The sequence below is a fragment of the Arthrobacter sp. KN11-1C genome (assembly GCF_052180225.1).
Lineage (GTDB): Bacteria > Actinomycetota > Actinomycetes > Actinomycetales > Micrococcaceae > Arthrobacter.
Genome location: NZ_CP197467.1, coordinates 1,387,504 through 1,406,471, shown reverse-complemented (window position 1 = coordinate 1,406,471; position 18,968 = coordinate 1,387,504). Strand labels below are relative to the sequence as shown.

General features: G+C 65.4%; 13 protein-coding genes. 5 read left to right on the top strand and 8 right to left on the bottom strand.

Annotated elements, in window-relative coordinates:
- Positions 1-7: 7 nt before the first annotated feature.
- From ACSBOX_RS06615 to nudC, 3 genes are read right to left on the bottom strand one after another with little or no spacing between them, the layout of a single operon-like run.
- Positions 8-634 (bottom strand): M48 metallopeptidase family protein, encoded by a 627-nt coding sequence (locus ACSBOX_RS06615; RefSeq protein ID WP_442545332.1) that lies wholly within the window; start codon positions 632-634, stop codon positions 8-10.
- Entirely contained in the window at positions 634-2,766 is a 2,133-nt protein-coding gene (locus ACSBOX_RS06610) for an ATP-dependent DNA helicase UvrD2 (protein WP_442545331.1), read from the bottom strand. Before ACSBOX_RS06610 ends, ACSBOX_RS06615 begins: the two co-directional genes overlap by 1 nt.
- Positions 2,763-3,749: an NAD(+) diphosphatase gene (nudC, locus tag ACSBOX_RS06605; RefSeq protein ID WP_442545330.1), complete on the bottom strand. Its 987-nt coding sequence runs from the start codon at positions 3,747-3,749 to the stop codon at positions 2,763-2,765. The genes ACSBOX_RS06610 and nudC overlap by 4 nt, the downstream gene beginning before the upstream one ends.
- A 143-nt stretch (positions 3,750-3,892) precedes the next feature.
- Between nudC and ACSBOX_RS06600 the strand changes: the two genes are divergently transcribed.
- Positions 3,893-5,191 (top strand): macrolide 2'-phosphotransferase, encoded by a 1,299-nt coding sequence (locus tag ACSBOX_RS06600; RefSeq protein ID WP_442545329.1) that lies wholly within the window; start codon positions 3,893-3,895, stop codon positions 5,189-5,191.
- A gap of 92 nt (positions 5,192-5,283) precedes the next feature.
- On the opposite strand, the gene ACSBOX_RS06595 is transcribed toward ACSBOX_RS06600, so the two are convergent.
- From ACSBOX_RS06595 to ACSBOX_RS06585, 3 genes are all read right to left on the bottom strand, one after another.
- Positions 5,284-8,820: an ATP-dependent helicase gene (locus ACSBOX_RS06595; protein WP_442545328.1), complete on the bottom strand. Its 3,537-nt coding sequence runs from the start codon at positions 8,818-8,820 to the stop codon at positions 5,284-5,286.
- The gene (locus tag ACSBOX_RS06590; protein WP_442545972.1) at positions 8,817-12,080 is read right to left on the bottom strand and encodes an ATP-dependent helicase; all 3,264 of its coding nucleotides are present in this window, start codon (positions 12,078-12,080) and stop codon (positions 8,817-8,819) included. The genes ACSBOX_RS06595 and ACSBOX_RS06590 overlap by 4 nt, the downstream gene beginning before the upstream one ends.
- A gap of 83 nt (positions 12,081-12,163) precedes the next feature.
- Entirely contained in the window at positions 12,164-12,580 is a 417-nt protein-coding gene (locus ACSBOX_RS06585) for an MGMT family protein (RefSeq protein ID WP_442545327.1), read from the bottom strand.
- An 88-nt stretch (positions 12,581-12,668) separates the two neighbouring features.
- On the opposite strand from ACSBOX_RS06585, the gene ACSBOX_RS06580 reads away from it, so the two are divergent.
- The 4 genes from ACSBOX_RS06580 to ACSBOX_RS06565 all read left to right on the top strand — a co-directional run bounded on the left by ACSBOX_RS06580 (position 12,669) and on the right by ACSBOX_RS06565 (position 16,185).
- Complete coding sequence (locus ACSBOX_RS06580) at positions 12,669-13,379, top strand: 3'-5' exonuclease (protein ID WP_442545326.1); 711 nt, start codon at positions 12,669-12,671, stop codon at positions 13,377-13,379.
- A gap of 341 nt (positions 13,380-13,720) precedes the next feature.
- Positions 13,721-14,674, top strand: coding sequence for an ABC transporter substrate-binding protein (locus tag ACSBOX_RS06575; RefSeq protein ID WP_442545325.1), 954 nt, complete (start codon positions 13,721-13,723; stop codon positions 14,672-14,674).
- A 12-nt stretch (positions 14,675-14,686) separates the two neighbouring features.
- Positions 14,687-15,451 carry an amino acid ABC transporter permease gene (locus ACSBOX_RS06570; RefSeq protein ID WP_442545324.1) on the top strand — a complete coding sequence of 255 codons (765 nt, stop codon included), beginning with the start codon at positions 14,687-14,689 and terminating at the stop codon, positions 15,449-15,451.
- Positions 15,448-16,185 carry an amino acid ABC transporter ATP-binding protein gene (locus ACSBOX_RS06565; protein ID WP_442545323.1) on the top strand — a complete coding sequence of 246 codons (738 nt, stop codon included), beginning with the start codon at positions 15,448-15,450 and terminating at the stop codon, positions 16,183-16,185. The genes ACSBOX_RS06570 and ACSBOX_RS06565 overlap by 4 nt, the downstream gene beginning before the upstream one ends.
- 83 nt (positions 16,186-16,268) lie before the next feature.
- Here the strand turns inward: ACSBOX_RS06565 and ACSBOX_RS06560 are convergent, their stop codons facing one another.
- Entirely contained in the window at positions 16,269-17,576 is a 1,308-nt protein-coding gene (locus ACSBOX_RS06560) for a glycoside hydrolase family 3 N-terminal domain-containing protein (protein WP_442545322.1), read from the bottom strand.
- Positions 17,577-17,638: 62 nt separating this feature from the next.
- Complete coding sequence (gene hemL / locus ACSBOX_RS06555; protein ID WP_442545321.1) at positions 17,639-18,961, bottom strand: glutamate-1-semialdehyde 2,1-aminomutase; 1,323 nt, start codon at positions 18,959-18,961, stop codon at positions 17,639-17,641.
- Positions 18,962-18,968 lie beyond the last annotated feature (7 nt).

Genomic DNA, 18,968 nt, shown 5'->3' with positions numbered 1-18,968 from the left:
CAAACGCCTAGTCGGCGTCGGCGTCGCAGCCTGCTGGTGCGCCGGCGCCTTCTTCATCCGGTCCAAGCCCCCGCGACGTCGCAAAGGCGACGCCCTCCAGGAAGGCCTTCGCCCGCTGAGTTTCGGGGTACGCCTCCAGCAGGCGCCAAAACGCGGCATTGTGCCCGGCCACCAGCAGGTGCGCGAGTTCGTGAAGCAGCACGTAGTCGATCACCCATTGCGGCATGGCCCGGAGCTTGTCCGAAAGCCGGATGGTCCCGTCCGCCGGAGTAGCCGATCCCCACCGTGACTTCTGGTTGCTGACCCAGCGGACCGACGTCGGGGCCGCGCGCCCGCCGAGGTACCTGGACGACAGTTCCGCCGCGTGAGCGGCAAGTGCCGCGTCGCTCGCGGGCCGTCTCCTGCCAACCCCCTGGGCGCCCCGCTCCCCCTGCCGCTTGAGCTTGTCCAGCATCCGCCGGACCCATTCATTCTCCTGTGCCTTCGTGAAGTGGGCAGGGATCGCAATAACGGCGTTCCCGTCCTCCCAGAAGGCCGCCACGGTACGACGACGGCGGGCGGAGCGACGAACGACGACGGGCGTGCCGTCGTCGGTGGTCAGCGGCAAAGCCGGCTGGCGCGCGGCCGGAGGCATTAGGCCGACCCGTTCTCGACCAGAACCGCCAGCACGGCTTCGCCGTACTTTTCCAGCTTGGACGGTCCGACGCCGGCGAGTTTCGCAAGCTCCTCAAGCGAAGTGGGCCGGGCTTCGGCGATGGCCGTCAACGTCGCGTCCGTGAAGACCACGTAGGCGGGGACATCGTTGCTCAAGGCCTCTTCCTTGCGCCATTGCCGCAAGGCCTCGAAGGTCTGTTCTTCGTACGTGGGCGGGCACTGGCTGCAGCGACCCACCTTGCGTTCGGCGCCAGTGGCGAGCATCGTGCCACAGACCCTGCACGACGCCGGTGCGGCCGCCTTGCGCCGTGGCGTGGCGCGGCTGCGCGCGCTGGCTCCGAGCACCGAATCGGGACGGAGCCCGTCGAGGAAGCGCGAAGGCTTGCGGTTGGCACGACCGCCGGGCGTGCGGGCCGTGGACCAGGACAGGTTCAGGTGCTCGCGTGCCCGCGTGATCCCGACGTAGAGAAGGCGGCGTTCCTCGTCCACGCTCTCGGGAGTGTCGGCAAAGGAAATAGGCATGAGGCCCTCGCTCAAACCCACCAGGAACACGGCATCCCATTCGAGGCCCTTCGCGGCGTGCAGCGATGCGAGGGTGACGCCTTGGACCGTCGGCGCGTGCTGCGCAACCGAACGTTCCTGGAGTTCATTGACGAATTCCATCAACGTGAATTCCGGCCCGCGGCTGACAACAAGTTCATCCGCGAGTGCCACCAGTGCTGCCAGCGACTCCCAGCGTTCGCGGAGGGCACCGCCGCTATGTGGGGCGGCATCCGTGTAGCCGAGCGAAGCCACGATGTCGCGGACCAGTTGGCCGAGCGGCTCCTTGCCGGAATCCTCGGCAACGGCACGCGTGGCCGCCCGCAGCTGCAGGATGGCGTCGCGGACTTCCTTGCGGGCGAAGAAACGATCACCGCCCCGCAGCTGGTAGCCGATACCCGCAGAGGCAAGTGCTTGTTCGTACGCTTCCGATTGGCCGTTGGTGCGGAAAAGCACGGCAATCTCGCTCGCCTTGGTGCCGGCGTCGATCAGTTCCCGGATCCGGCCCGCGACCACCGCCGCCTCGGCCTCGTCGTCGGGGCATTCCATGAACCGGGGCTCCGGTCCGGCCGGGCGCTGGGCCACCAACTGCAGGGGTTTGGCCCAAGCGGCGTCGGCAACCGTCCCACCGCTGCGGCGGGACCCCAGGAGATCGTTGGCTAGCTTCACCACTTGCGGCGTGGAACGGTAGTCGCGAACGAGTTTGACGATCGTCGCGGAAGGGTAATGGCCCTTGAATCCGAGGAGATGCTTGGGAGAGGCGCCAGTGAAGGAGTAGATGGTCTGGCTGGAGTCACCCACGACGCAGAGTTCGTCGCGGCCGCCGAGCCACAGCTCCAGAAGCCTCTGCTGCAGCGGGGAAACGTCCTGGTACTCGTCAACCACAAAGTGCCGGTACTGCTCGCGGACCGTGGCTGCCACTTTCGGGTCTTCCTGGAGGATGCCCACCGTGATCAACAGGACGTCCTCGAAGTCGATCACATTGCGGTCCGTCTTCACGTCCTCGTAAGACTGGAAAACCCGTGCGACGGCGGTGAGGTCGAAGCCTCCCGGAGTGCCGCGGCCGTGCGCGTTCTCAAGGTAGTTGGCCGGCGTCAGCATGGAAACCTTGGCCCACTCGATCTCGGCAGCAAGGTCACGGATGGAAGCCCGATCGGTACTCAACCGGAGCCGCCGCGCCGCTTCGGCGATCATGTTCGCCTTGTGGTCCAGCAAGTTCGGCAGGACGCCGCCGATTGCCTGCGGCCAGAAGAACTGGAGCTGCCTCAGCGCCGCGGCGTGAAAGGTACGTGCCTGGACATTTCCGACCCCGAGATCCCGCAGCCGGCTGCGCATCTCGGCGGCGGCCCGGGAGGTGAAGGTGACAGCCAGGAGTCGCTGCGGACTGTAGACCCCGGAGTGCACCCCGTAGGCAATGCGGTGCGTAATGGCCCGGGTTTTTCCCGTACCCGCTCCGGCCAGGACGCACATCGGCCCGTTGAGGTTGCTGGCGACTTCCCGCTGCTCGGCGTCAAGGCCGCCGAGAATCCGGTCCTCGAGTGAAACGGTGTCGCTGAAAATGCCCTCGGTCACTGCAGGAGGTCCTCGATGACGCCGCCGTACCAGTGCTCGATCAGGGAACGCGCTATCGAAAGCCTCGTGGAGATCGTGATTTCACCGCTGAGCACGGCTGCCTGCAGTTCCGCCCGGCTGAACCAGCGCGCCCGGGTGACCTCGACGCCGTCGGGCCGGGCCTCGACGTCGTCCGTTGTTGCGGTGAACCCGAGCATAAGCGAGGCCGGAAACGGCCACGACTGCGAGCCGAGGTACTGGCAAGCGGTGACCCGAACGCCCACTTCTTCGCCGATTTCGCGGACCACGGCCTGCTCAAGCGATTCCCCCGGCTCCACGAAGCCGGCCAGCGTGGAGTAGTTCTTGGCGTCAAGCGGCCCTCCTCCACCCAGGAGCAGCCTGCCGTCGGAACCGACCACGGTGACGATGATGGCCGGATCGGTCCTCGGATAGTGTTCCGATTTGTCCCGCGGGCACCGCCGGACCCAGCCGCCGGCTTCGATTTCCGTCGGAGTTCCACACTGCGGGCAATGGGTGTGGGTGGCATGCCAATTGGATATGGCGCTGGCCTCAACAAACAAGGCCGTGTCCATGGCGCCTAGACGGGCAGCGACTTCCCGGAATCCTGCCCAGGAGCCGTCGGCTGGAAGGCCCGCGACTCCGGGCGAAAGCGGCTCAGCTGGCACAAAGAGGACGATGGGCGTTTTCTCGGGGACCGATGAAGCAGCGAGGGTCCGGCCGAGATAGATGGCAGTGAGCGGTCCGCCGGCCGCTTGAAGGGCCTCGAAGAGCGGCGCGGCGTCACCCAGCCACAGCTGGTCGCCCACTACGAGGGCTTGGCGCTGGGACAACACCATGGCCTTGGCCTCTCCCGAGGAGATCACTTCGTCCAGCATGCCTGGCTTCAGGCGTTCGGCAGATCCGCGGTCAACCATGGCAGGGCGCACCGGAAGAACGGTATCGATAAGGTGGTTTGCCGGCGCCTGGAACTCGGTGAAACTCATGTACCTACCGTACTGACTCGCACCGACAATTGACATTTGGATCTTTCAGCGATGCACGCCCTTGAATGCTGTTTTCCAGCGGATCTCAAGACTCGCCGCACTGCATCGCTGCCAGAGGCGCTTGTCAATCTACCGTGGAAGACGTGAGAAGAACACCGTTCGAACTGGCCGCTGTAGCTACTGCGGCGGTGCCCGGCCTGACGCCGATGGCTGCCGCCTCCGCCCCGGATGATGCTGCCGATTTCGATTCGGCGCTCCTGCTGGACTCGGAGGGCAAGCGTTGGCGCGTCCGGTCGCCGCGCCATCCGGAAGCCAGTGCCCGGTTGGAAACCGAATTCATGATTCTGCGGGCTTTCGCACCGGCAATCCGGGCCGAGCTGCCTTTTCTGATGCCCACTGTGGCAGGCACGGTGCGCCAAGGTGCGCTGAGCACCTTTGTCTACGCCCACTTGGCCGGGGCCACGCGCAGCATCGAAGAGCTGTCCACCTGCAGTGATGCCTTGGCCAAGGAGATCGGCGCAGCGCTGGCGGCCGTCCACGACCTCCCCCAATCGCTCGTGAACAACGCCGATCTCCCCAGCTACACGGCCAACGAATTCCGCCAGCGTAAGTTGAACGAGCTGGACCAGGCAGCCACCACCGGCAAGATTCCGCCCGCCCTGCTGCGTCGCTGGGAGCACGCACTCGAGGATGTGGCGTTGTGGCGTTTCAACCCGTGCGTCGTCCACGGCGATCTCCATGAAGACAATCTGCTGGTCGACGGCGACAACGTCACGGCCGTGACGGGATGGACCGATCTGCGCATCGGCGATCCCGCCGATGACTTTGCGTGGCTCGTGGCGTCAAACGAACAGAGATTCGTGGAATCCGTCATGCGGCACTACACGGAAGCCCGACGCGACACGCCTGACGGCCACCTGCTGCGCCGCTCGGCGCTCCTTGCCGAATTCGCCCTGGCCCAATATCTCGTCAAGGCCTTGGCAGCCGGCCACGGCGAAATGACGGCAGAAGCCGAAGCGATGCTCAAGTCCCTCGCCGACGACATCGAAGAGCAAAACGCGTTGGCTGCCGAGGAGGCCGAGACCGCCGCCGCGGAACTTGCAGCCGCTCACGCTCTTGCGGCACCCGCGGTTGTCATGGCTTCGGAAGCCACGGCCGCTGAGGGCGACTCAGCAAAGCCCACGGTGAGTGTCACGGCGATCCCGGAGCCTGTTCAAGGGCCTGCTCCCGAGGCCCGTCCGGAAACTGCCGCGGCAACGCGGTCGGTCACGGTTGCACCCCTTACGGATGCTGCCGCGGACGAAGCCGCCGAGGACGGTTCGGGAGAAGTGGCAAACGGGACAGCCCCGGCCCCCGAGGCGCCGTCCGAATCAGACGACACCTCGACGACGGCCCTCCAGGTAGTGGAGCCCGCACCGTTGCAGGACGCCAAGGACCATTAGTCCGTCCCGGCTTGGCTGCGGTGGTTTCGGCTGCCCAGCGGTGTTAGCTGCCAGTGGTTTCGGCTGCCCAGTGGTTTCAGTTGCCAGCGTTTTCAGTTGCCCAGTGCGGAAGCGATGATGTTCTCCAGTTCATCGGCGGTGCCCAGGTCGTGGGGCCTCACGACAGCGTCATCGGCAACGTAGTAGAACGCTGCGCTGACGTGCTCCAACGGCACATCCTTGAGGCGCGCCCATGCCAGCCGGTAGACGGCCAGTTGCACGGCGCGGGTCTTGAGTTGCCTGCCGGACGGACGCTTGCCCGTTTTCCAGTCCACCAGTTCCCACGTGCCGTCCGCCCCGCGGAACACAGCGTCAATCCGTCCGCGCACCACGACGTCCCCGATCCTCGTTTCCACGGGAACTTCGACGAAGGCCGGGGACCGGTGTGCCCATTCTGAATGACTGAACGTCGCCACCATCTCATCGAGACCATAGGCTTCGTCGATGTGGGAGTCAGAGCCGGGCGCTTCGTCGAGATCCAGCATTCCCGTGGTTCCGAAGTATTCCTCGACCCAGGAGTGGAAGGCTGTGCCTTTGCGTGCCGAGATCCCGGGTTGCCGGGGCACCGGACGCCGGAGCTGGGCAAGGACAGCGGCCGGATCGTCTCCCAGGTCGACGAACATGGATGCCGAGATGTGTCCGGGCAAATGGACGTCTTGGACCGGTTTCCGCCGCAGTTGCCGTTCCAACAACATCTCGGCTTCGGCTGCCCAACCGGCCGCCGCTCCGCGGAGCGGGGTCATCGAGGCATCCATGACCAGCGGCGAATCCGTCCGCATTGCGTCGACGGCGTTCCTCACCCTGGCCGCCGCCGCCTCCATGGCGGCCCGCCGGCCGGGTACCAGGCGGAGCCGTTCCCCCGTGCGAGGGTCGCTCGGGCCCTCGAGCGGATCATAGGGGAAGATCGCCACCTCGGTGCCGACAGTCAGGGGGCTCTCTGTGGGCAGCGCGTCTTCACTGAGGGACTGGGGGTGGATCGATGCGGCCGATGCTCCACCGGAATCGCTGCCTGCCTTGCCGGCAAGGCAGGCCAGCTCGGCAAGGAAGGGCGATGTCTCGGCAATGCCGGCCCGGGAACCATTCCACGCGGCGCTCGATGCCCACAGGACGAACTTTGCCCGGGTGTAGGCAACGTAGGCGAGTCTCCGCTCTTCGGCCTCGCCGTGGTGCTGGACTTCCGATTTGAAGTCCTTTTCGGCGTCCAGCCAGCCCTTTTGGTCCGGCTGGTCCAGATCCCATTGGGGGAGATCCGCCCGGTCGCCTCGGAGCGGCCATGGCAGGGCCGCGGTACCGCTGCTCCACCGGGAGTCCCGGTTGCTCGGGAAGGCTCCGGCGTTAAGGCCGGGAACAAAGACAACGTCCCATTCCAAACCTTTGGAGGCATGGACGGTCAGCAATTGCACGGCCTCGTGGTTCACCTCGGCGTCGGCGATGTCCAGTCCGCCTTCTTCTGTTGCGGCCGCTTCAAGCCACCCCAGGAAAGCCAACAGGTCCACGCGCTGAGAAGTCTGCAGGAAACCCGCCGCGGCATCATGGAATGCGTCCAGGTTCCGGCGGGCCTGATGGATGCTCGTCCCGGGCTTCGCAGCGACCTCAATGTCCAGCAGCATGGCGCGCTCCACCTCGCCGATCAACGTGGTCAGATCGTCTCCGATGAACCCCCGCAGGTTCCGAAGCTCCGCAGACAAGCGCCCAAGGCGGTCCAAGGCCACTGTGCTGAGGGAGCGCCCATGGCCGGAAGTCCATCCTGGACGCGGCAGGAAGTCCAGCGCCTCCACAAGGCTGGCCGCATCCGTAATGTCGCTTTCGACAACCGTCTCCATCGGGCTTTCGTCCGCACCTGACGCATCGTCCGCTGCGCTGTTTCCTTCGGCACCGCCGTCTCCCGCACCGCCGTGTGATCGCCGCCTGGCCAGGAACTGGGACCAGTCACGGAAAGCCATCAGATCCGCAGTTCCGATCCTCCACCGGGCGCCGGCCAGCAAACGCATGAGCGCATCTGAACGGCCGGGATCCGCGAGGACCCGGAGCGCAGCCACGAGATCCACCACTTCAGGGGTGTCGAGGAGCCCGCCGAGGCCGACTATTTCATACGGAATCCCTTGGACCTCGAATTCACGCCGCAAGCATTCCATCTGTGCCCGACGGCGGCAAAGTACTGCCATGGTGGGGGAAACCGGGATACCGTCGGCCGCGGTTTCAAAGACGGTGCGCCGGTAGCGGCGGACATCCCGCCCAATCGCTGCGGCTTCGTCTTCGTCCGTGCCAAAACGTCCGAGTACTACGTTGCCGTCCACGGCCGCCGGGCTCGGTTGCAGCGGTGGCACGGCCACAGCAGTGTCTTCGGTCCTGGAGCCGGGGGCTCCTTCAGTCGCGGCGGCTTTGTTGAGCGGCGCGGAGATGACATTGGCGGCGGCCAGGATGTTGCGCCCGTTCCGCCAGGCAGTGGTCAGGTACGAGGTGGGTGCCGTCGCAAGGGATGCCGTTCCAAAGCTGTCTTCCACCCGGACGGGAAATTCCTGGACAAAGTGGAATAGTTGGCCGGCCGAAGCACCCCTGAATCCGTAGATGGACTGGTTGGGATCCCCCACCGCCGTCACGGCATGCCCTTCCCCGAACAAGCGGGAGAACAGGACAAGTTGTGCGTGCGAGGTGTCCTGGAATTCATCCAGCAACACCACCTTGTAGCGGGCCCGCTCGGTGGCAGCTGCCAGTGGGATGTCCTGGGCAATCTTCGCAGCGAGCGCCACGAGGTCGCCGAAGTCGAGGACTCCGCGGTTCCTCTTGGCCTCTTGGTAACGCCCCACCATGTCCGCGACGCTGGCCCTGGTCCGCAACATGGCACCGAGATCGCCCGCAGCCTGGGACGGGTTCTTTTTCGCCGCGGACGTATAAGGCAACTGGACGAATTCTGACACGCGGTCCATCAACCAGCGCTGAACCTCGGCGGGTTCGCGCAAGTGTTCGGCGCATTCGCCGGCCAACTGCATCACGGCGTTGACCAACGTGGACTTGGCAGCGCTGAAGTGCTCATAGTCGCCGTCGTACGCTTCAACCACTTCGCTCGCAAGCTGCCAGGCCTGGGCGCCGCCGAGCAGCACCACATCGCGCTCGATACCCAGGCGCAAGCCGTAGTCGGACACGATCCCGCTGGCGTACGAGTGGTAGGTGGACACTTTGGGTTCAAGCTCATCGGAACCCGCGACTCCCTCCGGGAAACCGTACTGCCCGTTGTCCGACGACGCGATGCGTTGCAGGGTGGCCAACTTGGCGCGGATACGGCTGGCCAGCTCCCCCGCCGCTTTACGGGTGAAGGTGACACCGAGGACCTCTTCGGGGCGAACCCATCCGTTCGCCACGAGCCACACCACACGGTCTGCCATGGTTGCGGTTTTTCCGGATCCGGCGCCGGCGATGACCAACCGGGGAGTCAACGGTGACGCAATGATGGCAGATTGCTCTTCCGTGGGACGGTTCCGTTCGCCGAGGATATCGGCCAATTCGCCGGGCGAAAACCGGGGTTCCGGCAAGGCCGCGTCAGCTGCGGCGGACTCTTCCGCCCCGATTCCTGCAAGTGTGTGGACGCTCATTCAGTGACCTGCTTTCCCCTGGCGCACAACGGGCAAATATCGGGCAGCCGGCAGCCGTGGCCACCGTGGCTGCCTTTTGAGGGATCGTGACGTGCTTCGAAGCTTGCTCCGGCCATGAGCACGGCGGCCTCGCTGACCAGGTCCTGTGCCCAGTTATCTCCCGGATCCAAGGGCTCCTGCACCTGGACCGCAGGAGTCTTCGTCTTGGTCCCCAGCTGTGCGAGGACGGCACCGCCAGGAACGGATCCCGGAACAGTTTCCTGGAACGCCCCGTGCAACACCGCAGCTTGATACGCGCCCAACTGGGGGTGCCTGGCGAGTTCGGCTTTGCCCGGCTGCCGTTTGCCCGTCTTGAGGTCGACAATCACCAGCCTGCCCTCTGCGTCTATCTCCAGCCGGTCCACTTGTCCCCGGAGCACTGCGTTCCGGACAGCTTCCGGATCCTCTGCGGCGTGGCCCAAGCGCACCTCCTGCAGGGGAACTTCGAAGTCCGTTTCGACGCCCGCGAGGCTGCGGCCTTCGCTCCGCATGACCAGGACGTATTGGGCGAGTTTCTTGACCATCTGCTCTGCCCGTTGGAAGTCCAGCCTGCCCTCCCAGTTGTCCTTCATGCCCAGCGTCGGCCAGCGAAGCACCAGCTCCGCGACATACTCGGCGCCGGAAGCATCCGGCAGTTCCTGGGCAATTGCGTGGACCAAGGTGCCCAGGCTTCGGGCAAAGTCGGTGGCGGCTTCTCCCCCGGCCGCCTGGACGAACCAATCCAACGGCGATTTGTGCACCGTTTCCACCTTCGACGGAGAAACGAACACAGTACCCTCGGCCGGGACCACCGGTTCCTCGCTGCTGAGCGGCGCAAGTCCCCACCAGGAATCCGGATGCGCGCCCGGCACCGCGGGCTCCGCGGTGGCAAGGTGTGCCAGGACGCGCGCAGCTTCAGCGGCATCCTCGCCCACGCCCGGGCGGGCAAGCGCAACGTCGTCCGGCTGAACGCGCTGCCGCAGCTCGGCCACCAGGGCGCGCAGCGTCATGGGCCGGCCCACCGGCGTGTACTCACGTAAGTACTGTCCCGGTTCCAAAGGCGCCACGTAATCGAGGAAGGCAGATTGCTGCTCGTCTTCGGAAGAGACCGCCGTGCAGATGAGGACTTCCCGGGCACGTGAAACGGCTGTGGAGAAGCTACGCAGTTCGTCGTAGCGGATATCCCGAAGCCTGCTGAGGGGACCCCGTTGCAAGGCATGTTCAACCCCATGCTCCACCGCATCGGCAAACAAAGTGCTCGCGAGGAGTTCACCCCGGAGCCTGGTGTTGGGCCAAACGCCTTCCTGCAGGCCCGCCACGATGACCACGGCCCATTCCCGCCCGGCTGCGCTGGCCGGTGTCATGAGCTCCACCGCTTCCTCCACCTGCGCCCTGGCGGCAAGGGTGTCCATGGGGAGTTCCTGGCTGAGCAGATACTCCAGGAACTGTTCGGGACCGGAGCCGGGAAGCTGGTCGACATAGCGCTCGGCCGTGTGGAACAGGGCCATCATGGCGTCGAGGTCCCGGTCCGCGCGGGCGCCGGCCGCGCCGCCGTCGAGCGCCATTTCCGTCCAGCGCGAAGCCAACCCCGTGGCTTGCCACAAAGCCCACAACACCGTCTCCGCGTTGGCTCCGGGTTCGGCGGCCGCAGAACGTCCTGCCGCGATCATGCGGGCCAAACGCCGTGCCGAACTGCCCTCGATACCCAAGGACCCCAGCGCTCCGGGCTCCAGCAACGCTTCAACGAGGAGCGCATCGCTGGACCGACCGCCTCCGCCCAACAGCTCCTCCCGGCGCAAGGATTGCCGGAGGCGGCGCAACTCGATGGCTGTAGCCCCGCCGATCCTCGATGTGAGAAGGGAGACCGCGGACTCAGGCGTCAGCTTGGCGGTATCCAACACCACTCCGTACACCTCAAGCAGGGGGCGAACAGCCACTTCATCGCGGACCGCGGAATCCGCGACCGGGACGCGGACCGGGATTCCTTGGCCGCTCAAATAGCGTTGCAATTGCGCCAATTGCCCACCGTTGCGCACGATCACGGCGATGTCGCCGAACTCGTGGTTCTCGCGCAGCTGTGCTTCGAGGATGCGTTGAGCCACGTAGCGCAATTCGTGGACGGTGGAGGGAAGGACATGAGCTTCCACCCGGCCTGCGGCCCGCGCGCTGCCCGAAGGCGCCTCCTCCGCCGGTGCAGGCAGCGGATCCAGACGCCGGGCCAACTGGCCCCCGGCCCGCTGCGAGATACGCGCTGCCACGCCGGTCCACGCTTTCGCGACGTCGGGGAGGTGGCGGTGGGTGTGCCATAGCGGAAGCTCCCGCACGGCGCCCTCAAGGCCGCCGAGAAGCCGCGGCAGTTCGGACACAAGGTCGGGGCGCGCACCGCGGAACCCTTGGACCACGGTATCCGGAGAGGACGCCACCAAGACGTCCTTTCCTTCCGCGATGTCCGCGAGCAGTTCAAACACGGCGGGATTTGCCTCTTGCACGTCATCCACCAGGATCAACTGCAACCGTTCGCGCTCAGCCGCCAGGAATCCGGGCGAGTCCTGGAAGATCTGGCGCGCCGCGGTAATGATTCCGGCGGGGTCAAAGGCTTCCGGCATGCGCAGGTCCAGAACGTCGCGGTACTCCGAATAGAGGTCCGCTGCGGCAATCCAGTCCGGCCTGCCGCATTCGTAGGCAAGCGACGTCAGATCTTCCGCAGTGCGTCCGGATTCGATGATCCGGTCGAAGAGCTGCCGGATCTCCTGCCGGAAACCGCGCGTGGGCAGCGCGGCGGACAAGTCGTGCGGCCACGGGAGTTCAAAGCCCGGCCGGGCGTGCCCTTCCAACAGCTCCTTGATGATGAGGTCCTGTTCCGGTCCCGAGAGCAGTTTGGGGGGCCGCTGCAGCGGCAGTACGCCCTCGGCTTTGGCTCGCCGGATCAGGTCGAAAGCGTATGACGCCCAAGTGCGCGCCGGCGTCGTACTCAGGCTGCGGTCCAGCCGCCCCGTAAAGGTGTCCCGCAGCGCCGACGCCGCATGCCGGCCGGGTGCGAGAATCAGGATCCGTTCCGGATCCACGCCGTCACGCTGGACCCGCCGGACGGCCGTTTCCACCAGCACCGTGGACTTCCCGGTGCCCGGCGCCCCCGGCACCAGGACCGGCCCGGATCCGTGCGGGAGCCCGACGACGGCAGCTTGGTCGGCGGACAACTCCGGGGCTGCGTAGCGGACCTCGCGCGGGGGAAGCAGGCGCAAGCGGGCAGGCGCGTGCCGGGATTGTGCCTGCCGCGGCGATGTTGTTGCTTGCTGCGTTGCTGCGTGGGGTGTCGGTGTTGGACTCACACGGTCATTTCATCATCGGGCACCGACAATTTATGGAGCTGACGCTCGAGTTGGACTGAGATCGCATCGATACTGTCGAAGTCCCGGTCCGTCGGAGCCCACCGGGCACGCGCCAAGTCAACCCGCCAGCGGCCCTCGCCAGTCCGCAGGTATTCCGCGTAGGCGCCGTGTAGCGGTGTTCCCTCGTCCATGTAGTGGTGAAGCGCTTCGGACTCGAGCCCCGGAGGCGCCTCGCCGCTTGCACGCAGTACCCGCCACCAAGCCACCGCGCTCCCATGGTGGCTCATGACGGATCCGATCTGGCGGGGACCGCCTGAACCCAGGAGCTCGGCAACATCCCCGTACGACACGGCAACGCCGGGCGGCATGAGATCCACGACGGCCAGCACCGCCGTCACAAACTCCATCCGCATGCCACCAGCCTATCGGCATGGACCGCCGGATCGGCGCAGAAGGAGTGTCGGTCCGGTTCTTGTCGTAGGGCGCCGGTAGCGTTGAAGCATGAGCTCTTGGAACACCCTCCCCCGCGCCGCGTTCGACCTCGAGACCACGGGGCGGAATTCCCGTTCGGCCAGGATCGTCACCGCTTCGGTCACCGTAGTGGACGACGACGGCGGCGTCGTCAAGGAGCTCGAATGGTTGGCGGATCCCGGTGTGGAGATTCCCTTGGAGGCCAGCGAGATCCACGGGATCACCACGGAAAAGGCGAGGGCCGAAGGCCGTCCGGCGGCAGACGTGACGCGCGAAGTTGCTGCCGCGCTCCAGGAACTGTTCGACGACGGCGTGCCGGTCATTGCGTTCAATGCCAGCTATGACTTCACGGTCCTGGCCGCCGAATCAGCACGATACGGCGTGCCGCAATTGACCCGTTTCCCGGTCCTTGACCCCTACGTCATGAACAAGCAGGTTGACCGGTACCGCAAGGGCAAGCGGACCCTGACCGCGCTGTGCGAGGAGTACGGCGTGAACCTGGACAACGCCCACACTTCCGCCGCGGACGCCCTTGCCACCCTGCGTGTCCTTGACGCCATGGCCGGCAAGTTCCCGAAGCTGCACATGCCCGCTTCCAAGCTCCACCACCTGCAGGTTGATTGGGCCGCTGCCCAGGCCGCCGATTTCCAGAGCTACCTGCGCAAGACCAAACCGACAGCCGTCATCGAAGGCAATTGGCCGGTTCTCCCCCCGGAAGATGCCAGCCGAGGAGACTTCTAAAGCTTCCGGTCCACGGACCGGACGCTTTCCCGTCGTCCGCATGGTGGGATGCACGTCACACTGCACTTGCTGCCTGAAAGCCAGCTGGACGTCAGTCACGAATTCCCCCTCAATGCCGGAGGGTGCGGCACTTCAAAGGCAATCCGCATAGTGCGCTGAATTTAATTCGGATTTTCCGGGAATCACACGTCTTATCGCCGTCAATTTTCCGCTGAATAGGCGGATGACATAATTAAGTTTGGCGGGTCGAGTTCTGATATTGCGGCCCAAACCTGCTTTTGGCCGCGTTCCCCGCCCGTCTCGATACGAACGCGTGTTCCCCGATGAAAGTGATTTGCTTGATGAAAATCAAAGCCCTGAAGTGGTTCTCTGCTGTCCCCGTGGCTGCAGTTCTCGCCGTCTCGCTCGCCGCTTGCGGTGGCGGAGCCGGTAGCGCAGGCAGCGCCTCGCCGACCGACGCCCTCCAGGGCAGCGACCAGAAGACGCTGGACAAGTACACCACCAAGGACGTCACCCCGCTGGACAAGATCGACAAGTCCAAGCTGGGCCTGATCACCGACGGCACACTGCGCGTCGGCACGCTCTCGGACGCCCCGCCGAACATCTTCATCGATCCCTCGGGCAAGTTCACCGGGTACGACAACGAGCTGCTGCGTGCCGTTGGCGCCAAGCTTGGCCTCAAGGTCGAGTTCGCTTCCACTGACTTCTCCGCGCTGCTTTCCCAGGTCAAGAACAAGCAGTTCGACGTCGGCTCCTCCTCGATCTCCACCACGGACAAGCGCCGCGAAACGGTCGGATTCACCAATGGCTACGACTTCGGCTACATGGCCGTCGTGACCAAGACCGACTCCAAGGTCAAGGGCTTCGCGGACCTCAAGTCCGACGTCCGCATCGGCGTCGTCCAGGGCACCGTCCAGGACGACTACGTCACGAACACGCTCAAGCTTGAGCCCGTCCGTTTCCCCGACTACAACACGGTTTACGCGAACGTGAAGAGCGGCCAGGTCGATGCCTGGGTCGCCCCGTCGCAGCAGGCCACGGGCCAGGTGAAGGACGGCGACAACACGAAGATCGCCGAAAAGGTCGTCAACACCCAGAACTTCACCGCCTGGGCAGTGAACAAGGACAACCAGCCCCTGATCGACGCCCTCAACTCGGGCCTTGACGCTGTAATCGCGGACGGTACCTGGACCAAGCTGACGGCCGAGTGGTACAAGGACCGCCCGACCAAGGCGGAGCAGACTCCCCAGGGCTGGAAGCCGGGCAGCAAGGCCGTCCAGATCCCGGCCAAGTAACCCAAGGCTTCCATGGATATCTTCAAACTGCTCTCTGAGACCTTCCTCGACTGGAAGGCGATGGGCGAAGTCATCCCCAAGATGTTCGCCGTCGGCCTGCCGAACACGCTCGTCCTGGCCGTCACCTCCGGTGTCATCGGAACGGTGCTCGGCATGCTGCTCGCCCTCATGGGGATATCCCGGAATCCGGTGGCCCGGTGGATCGCCCGCGTCTATACGGATATCCTCCGCGGGCTGCCGCCCGTGCTCACCATCCTCGTGATCGGTCTCGGCTTCGGCCCGGTCATCCGCCAACTGACGGGGTCCACGAGCCCGTACCCCATGGCCATCGCGGCGCTGTCGCTGATGTCGGGGGCGTACATCGGCGAGATCTTCCGATCCGGTATCCAGAGCGTGGACAAGGGCCAGCTCGAGGCCACTCGTGCTTTGGGATTCGGCTACGGCCCTGCCATGCGGCTTGTGGTGGTTCCCCAGGGCGTCCGGCGGGTCTTGCCGGCGTTGGTCAACCAATTCATTGCGTTGATCAAGGAGTCGTCGCTGGTCTTCCTCCTGGGCCTGTTGGCCTCGGAGCGCGAGATCTTCCAGATCGGCAAGGATGCGGCCTCCACCAGCGGAAACCTGTCGCCCTATGTGGCGGCAGCCATCTTCTACCTGGCGCTGACCATTCCATTGACGCATTTCGTGAACTGGATTGACCGCCGGCTGCGTTCGGGCCGGCCGGAAAAGAAGGAACCGGACGAGGCAGCCGCCGTCGTCGGGAAGGGAGCCCAGGCATGAGCGAGTTCGCGTCAGGAACACTGACGGCAAAAAACATCCATTTGTCCTTCGGGTCCAACCATGTCCTGCGCGGCATCGACCTGCACGTCGAGAAGGGCACCACGGCTTCCGTGATCGGCCCTTCCGGCTCGGGTAAATCCACGCTCCTGCGCGTCATGAACCGGCTGATCGAACCCGAGCAGGGTGACATTCTGCTCGATGGCCGTTCGGTGCTCAAGGACAACCCGGACGAACTGCGCCGGAGAATCGGCATGGTCTTCCAGCAGTTCAACCTGTTTCCGCACAAGACCGTGGCGGAAAACATCTCCCTCGCCCTCCGGAAGCTTCGCGGAATGTCCAAGGAGCAGGCACGGGAAGATGCCTTGGCCCAACTGGACCTCGTGGGGCTCAAGCACAAAGCCGACGCCCGGCCAGCCAACCTCTCCGGTGGGCAGCAGCAGCGCGTTGCCATTGCGCGGGCTCTGGCCATGAAGCCCGAGGTCATGTTCTTCGACGAGGCAACGTCGGCCCTGGACCCTGAACTGGTCAAAGGCGTGCTCGCGCTCATGACCGATCTGGCCAAGGGAGGCATGACCATGGTGGTGGTAACCCACGAGATGGGCTTCTCGAAGAACGTGTCGGATACCGTCACGTTCATGGATGCAGGCGTCGTCGTGGAGTCCGGATCGCCGGAACAACTCTTCACCGAACCGCGGACCGATCGCCTGAAGGGCTTCCTTTCGGACGTGCTCTAGGACTGACCGGAGAATCCCCGGATTGCGGACTGGACACCCATAGTGGGGAGCCCGTCCGCAGCCGGGGATTTTTCGCGTCCGGCCTACTTCCCGGCCTTGACTTGAAGGACAGTCAAGGCCGCGGCATCCACTGATTTACGGAAGTCGGGATCTGCCTGCGCCCGCTGCAGGACCTGGGCATACATCGCCGGTACTGAAGCGGTATCCGCGCACAGGACCATGGTGCCGCCGGCGCTGATGAAATTCGTTGCCCTGTCCCCCACGCTCCAGGGCGACAGCTGCACGGCGTTGCACAAATCGTCGGAGACAATGATTCCGGTGAACCCTGCGTCCGTCCGCAACATGGTGCGCATGATCTCGGACGAAAACGGCGCCGCGTGATCGGGATCGATCTTGTCGTAGTAGGCGTTCGAAATCATGACCCACCGCAGTCCGCCGTCGATCGCAGCCTTGAACGGCATCAAGTAGGGATCCGTCCGGCTTGTTTCGGTGTCGTGCACGTTCGTGCTGACATCGGTGTTCAGGCTGACACGGCCCATTCCCGGAAAGTGCTTTGCCACTGGCGCCACCCCTGCGTCCCGCAATCCGGCCGCCATCGCGTTCCCATGTTCGGACACCCCGGCCGGGGTGAAGCCGTATTCGCGTTTGAACGCGCCAATGGGCTTATTCGAGGGCGCGAAGTCGGGGCTGGGTACCGTATCCAGCACGGGCGCCAGATCGACGTTCACTCCGGCCTGCAGGAGTTCCGACCCCCATTTCCGGGCGTCGGCGCGTAGCTGTTCGGGGCTTGAGTTGCCTTGGTCCAGGGCTGCCGGAAGAGGCGCGAATCCGGGTCCCCTGAGGACTTGAACAGAGCCGCCTTCCTGGTCCGTCGCGACGGACAGCGGCAACCCTCGGCTCGACGCGGGCGAAATGGCCGCCTTCAGCTTTGCCACCACAGATGCCGTAGCCGCAAGGCCTGCCTGGCTGCGTCCGGCCAAATACATGTTGCCCACGTGGTTGTTCAGGAGATCTGCCACGGTGCCCGCATCGCTGCCGTCCGCCTTGGCTGCCACCATGAAAAGCTGCCCAACCCTTTGCTCCAGGGTCAAGCCCGCGAGCCGCTGTTCCGGCGTCGGATGCGGAGGAAGCGGGGGCTCGGAAGGCCCGGCCGGCGTCGCAGGGGCCTGCGGCGATCCCCCTGGAGAGGTCAAAAACCCGGGCGTGGGGGCGGCCTGTGGAGTAGTTGGCGTCGGGGGCGGGTCTCCGACGGCCCTGACCCCCGGTTCAGGAGTGTCGGCGTGCGCTATTCCGGCAAACGCCCCGGCCATCAGCGCGAAGAGAATGAGCAGTGAAATTCTGGACGGTTTGAGCAGATGAATCATCGCCTTGTCGATTCGATCGTTGCCCACAGCCTGCTCCCGGCCGAGCATTACGGGCAAGGAGCAAGCTGCAAAACAAGGGAAAGCGCCGTTTACAAGGCAGTGGCTTCTGCGGCCGCCTTGGCTGCGGCCGGGAGGGCGTCGAAGATCCGGTTCATGGCGGTGTCGTCATGGGCAGCGGACAGGAACCACGCTTCGAAGACCGACGGCGGCAGGTAGACGCCGGAGTCCAGCATGGAGTGGAAGAACGGCGCGTAGCGGAAGACGTCCTGGGCCTGGGCGTCGGCGTAGTTGTGGACGCCGTTGGCCGAGGTGCCGAAGGCCACGGAGAAGAGGTTCCCGGCGCGCTGGATCGAGTGGTCCACGCCGGCGGTGTCCAGCGCCGATGAGAGTGCCGCGGAGAGTTCCAGCGAGCGGGCGTCCACGAAGTCGTAGACCTCCGGAGTCGCGTGTGTCAGGGTGGCGACGCCGGCGGCCATCGCCACCGGGTTCCCGGACAGCGTTCCTGCCTGGTACACCGGGCCAAGGGGCGCAAGGTAATCCATGACGTCGGCTCGCCCGCCGAGCGCCGCCGTCGGCATGCCGCCGCCAATGACCTTGCCGAAGGTCAGCAGGTCCGGCATCCAACCTTCTTGGCGGCCGGTGAGGCCCCAGTAACCCGCGTAGCCGGTGCGGAAACCGGTGAGCACCTCGTCCAGGATCAACAGTGCACCGTGCTCGCGGGTGATGCGCGACAGCCCCGCGTTGAAGCCTTCGCCCGGCGTCACGACGCCCATGTTGGCGGGAGCGGCTTCCGTGATGACGGCGGCGATGTTGTTGCCGTGCGCAGCGAAAGCGGCTTCCACCGCGCCGAGGTCGTTGTACGGCAGGACAAGGGTTTCAGCGGCGGCGGCTTCAGTGACGCCGGCCGAACCGGGCAACGCCATGGTCGCAAGGCCCGATCCGGCCGCTGCGAGCAGTCCATCGAGGTGGCCGTGGTAGCAGCCGGCGAACTTCACGATCAGGTTGCGGCCAGTGAAGCCACGGGCCAGGCGTACGGCCGTCATGGTGGCCTCGGTGCCCGTGGACACCATGCGGATGCGTTCGACGGCGGAGACGCGCTCCTTGACGATCGCGGCGAGGTTTGCCTCATCGGGCGTGGACGCGCCAAAGGACAAACCGCGGTCGACGGCGGCGTGGACGGCATCGAGGACGGCCGGGTGTGCGTGACCCAGCAGCGCCGGGCCCCACGAGCACACGAGGTCGACGTATTCGCGGCCATCAGCATCCGTCAGGTACGGACCCCGCGCGGAAACCATGAACTTCGGGGTGCCGCCGACGGATCCGAAGGCGCGCACCGGAGAGTTGACGCCGCCGGGCATCAAGGAGCGGGCGCGGTCGAACAGCTGGTCGGAGACAGGGGTGTTTGAAGTCATGGTGTCC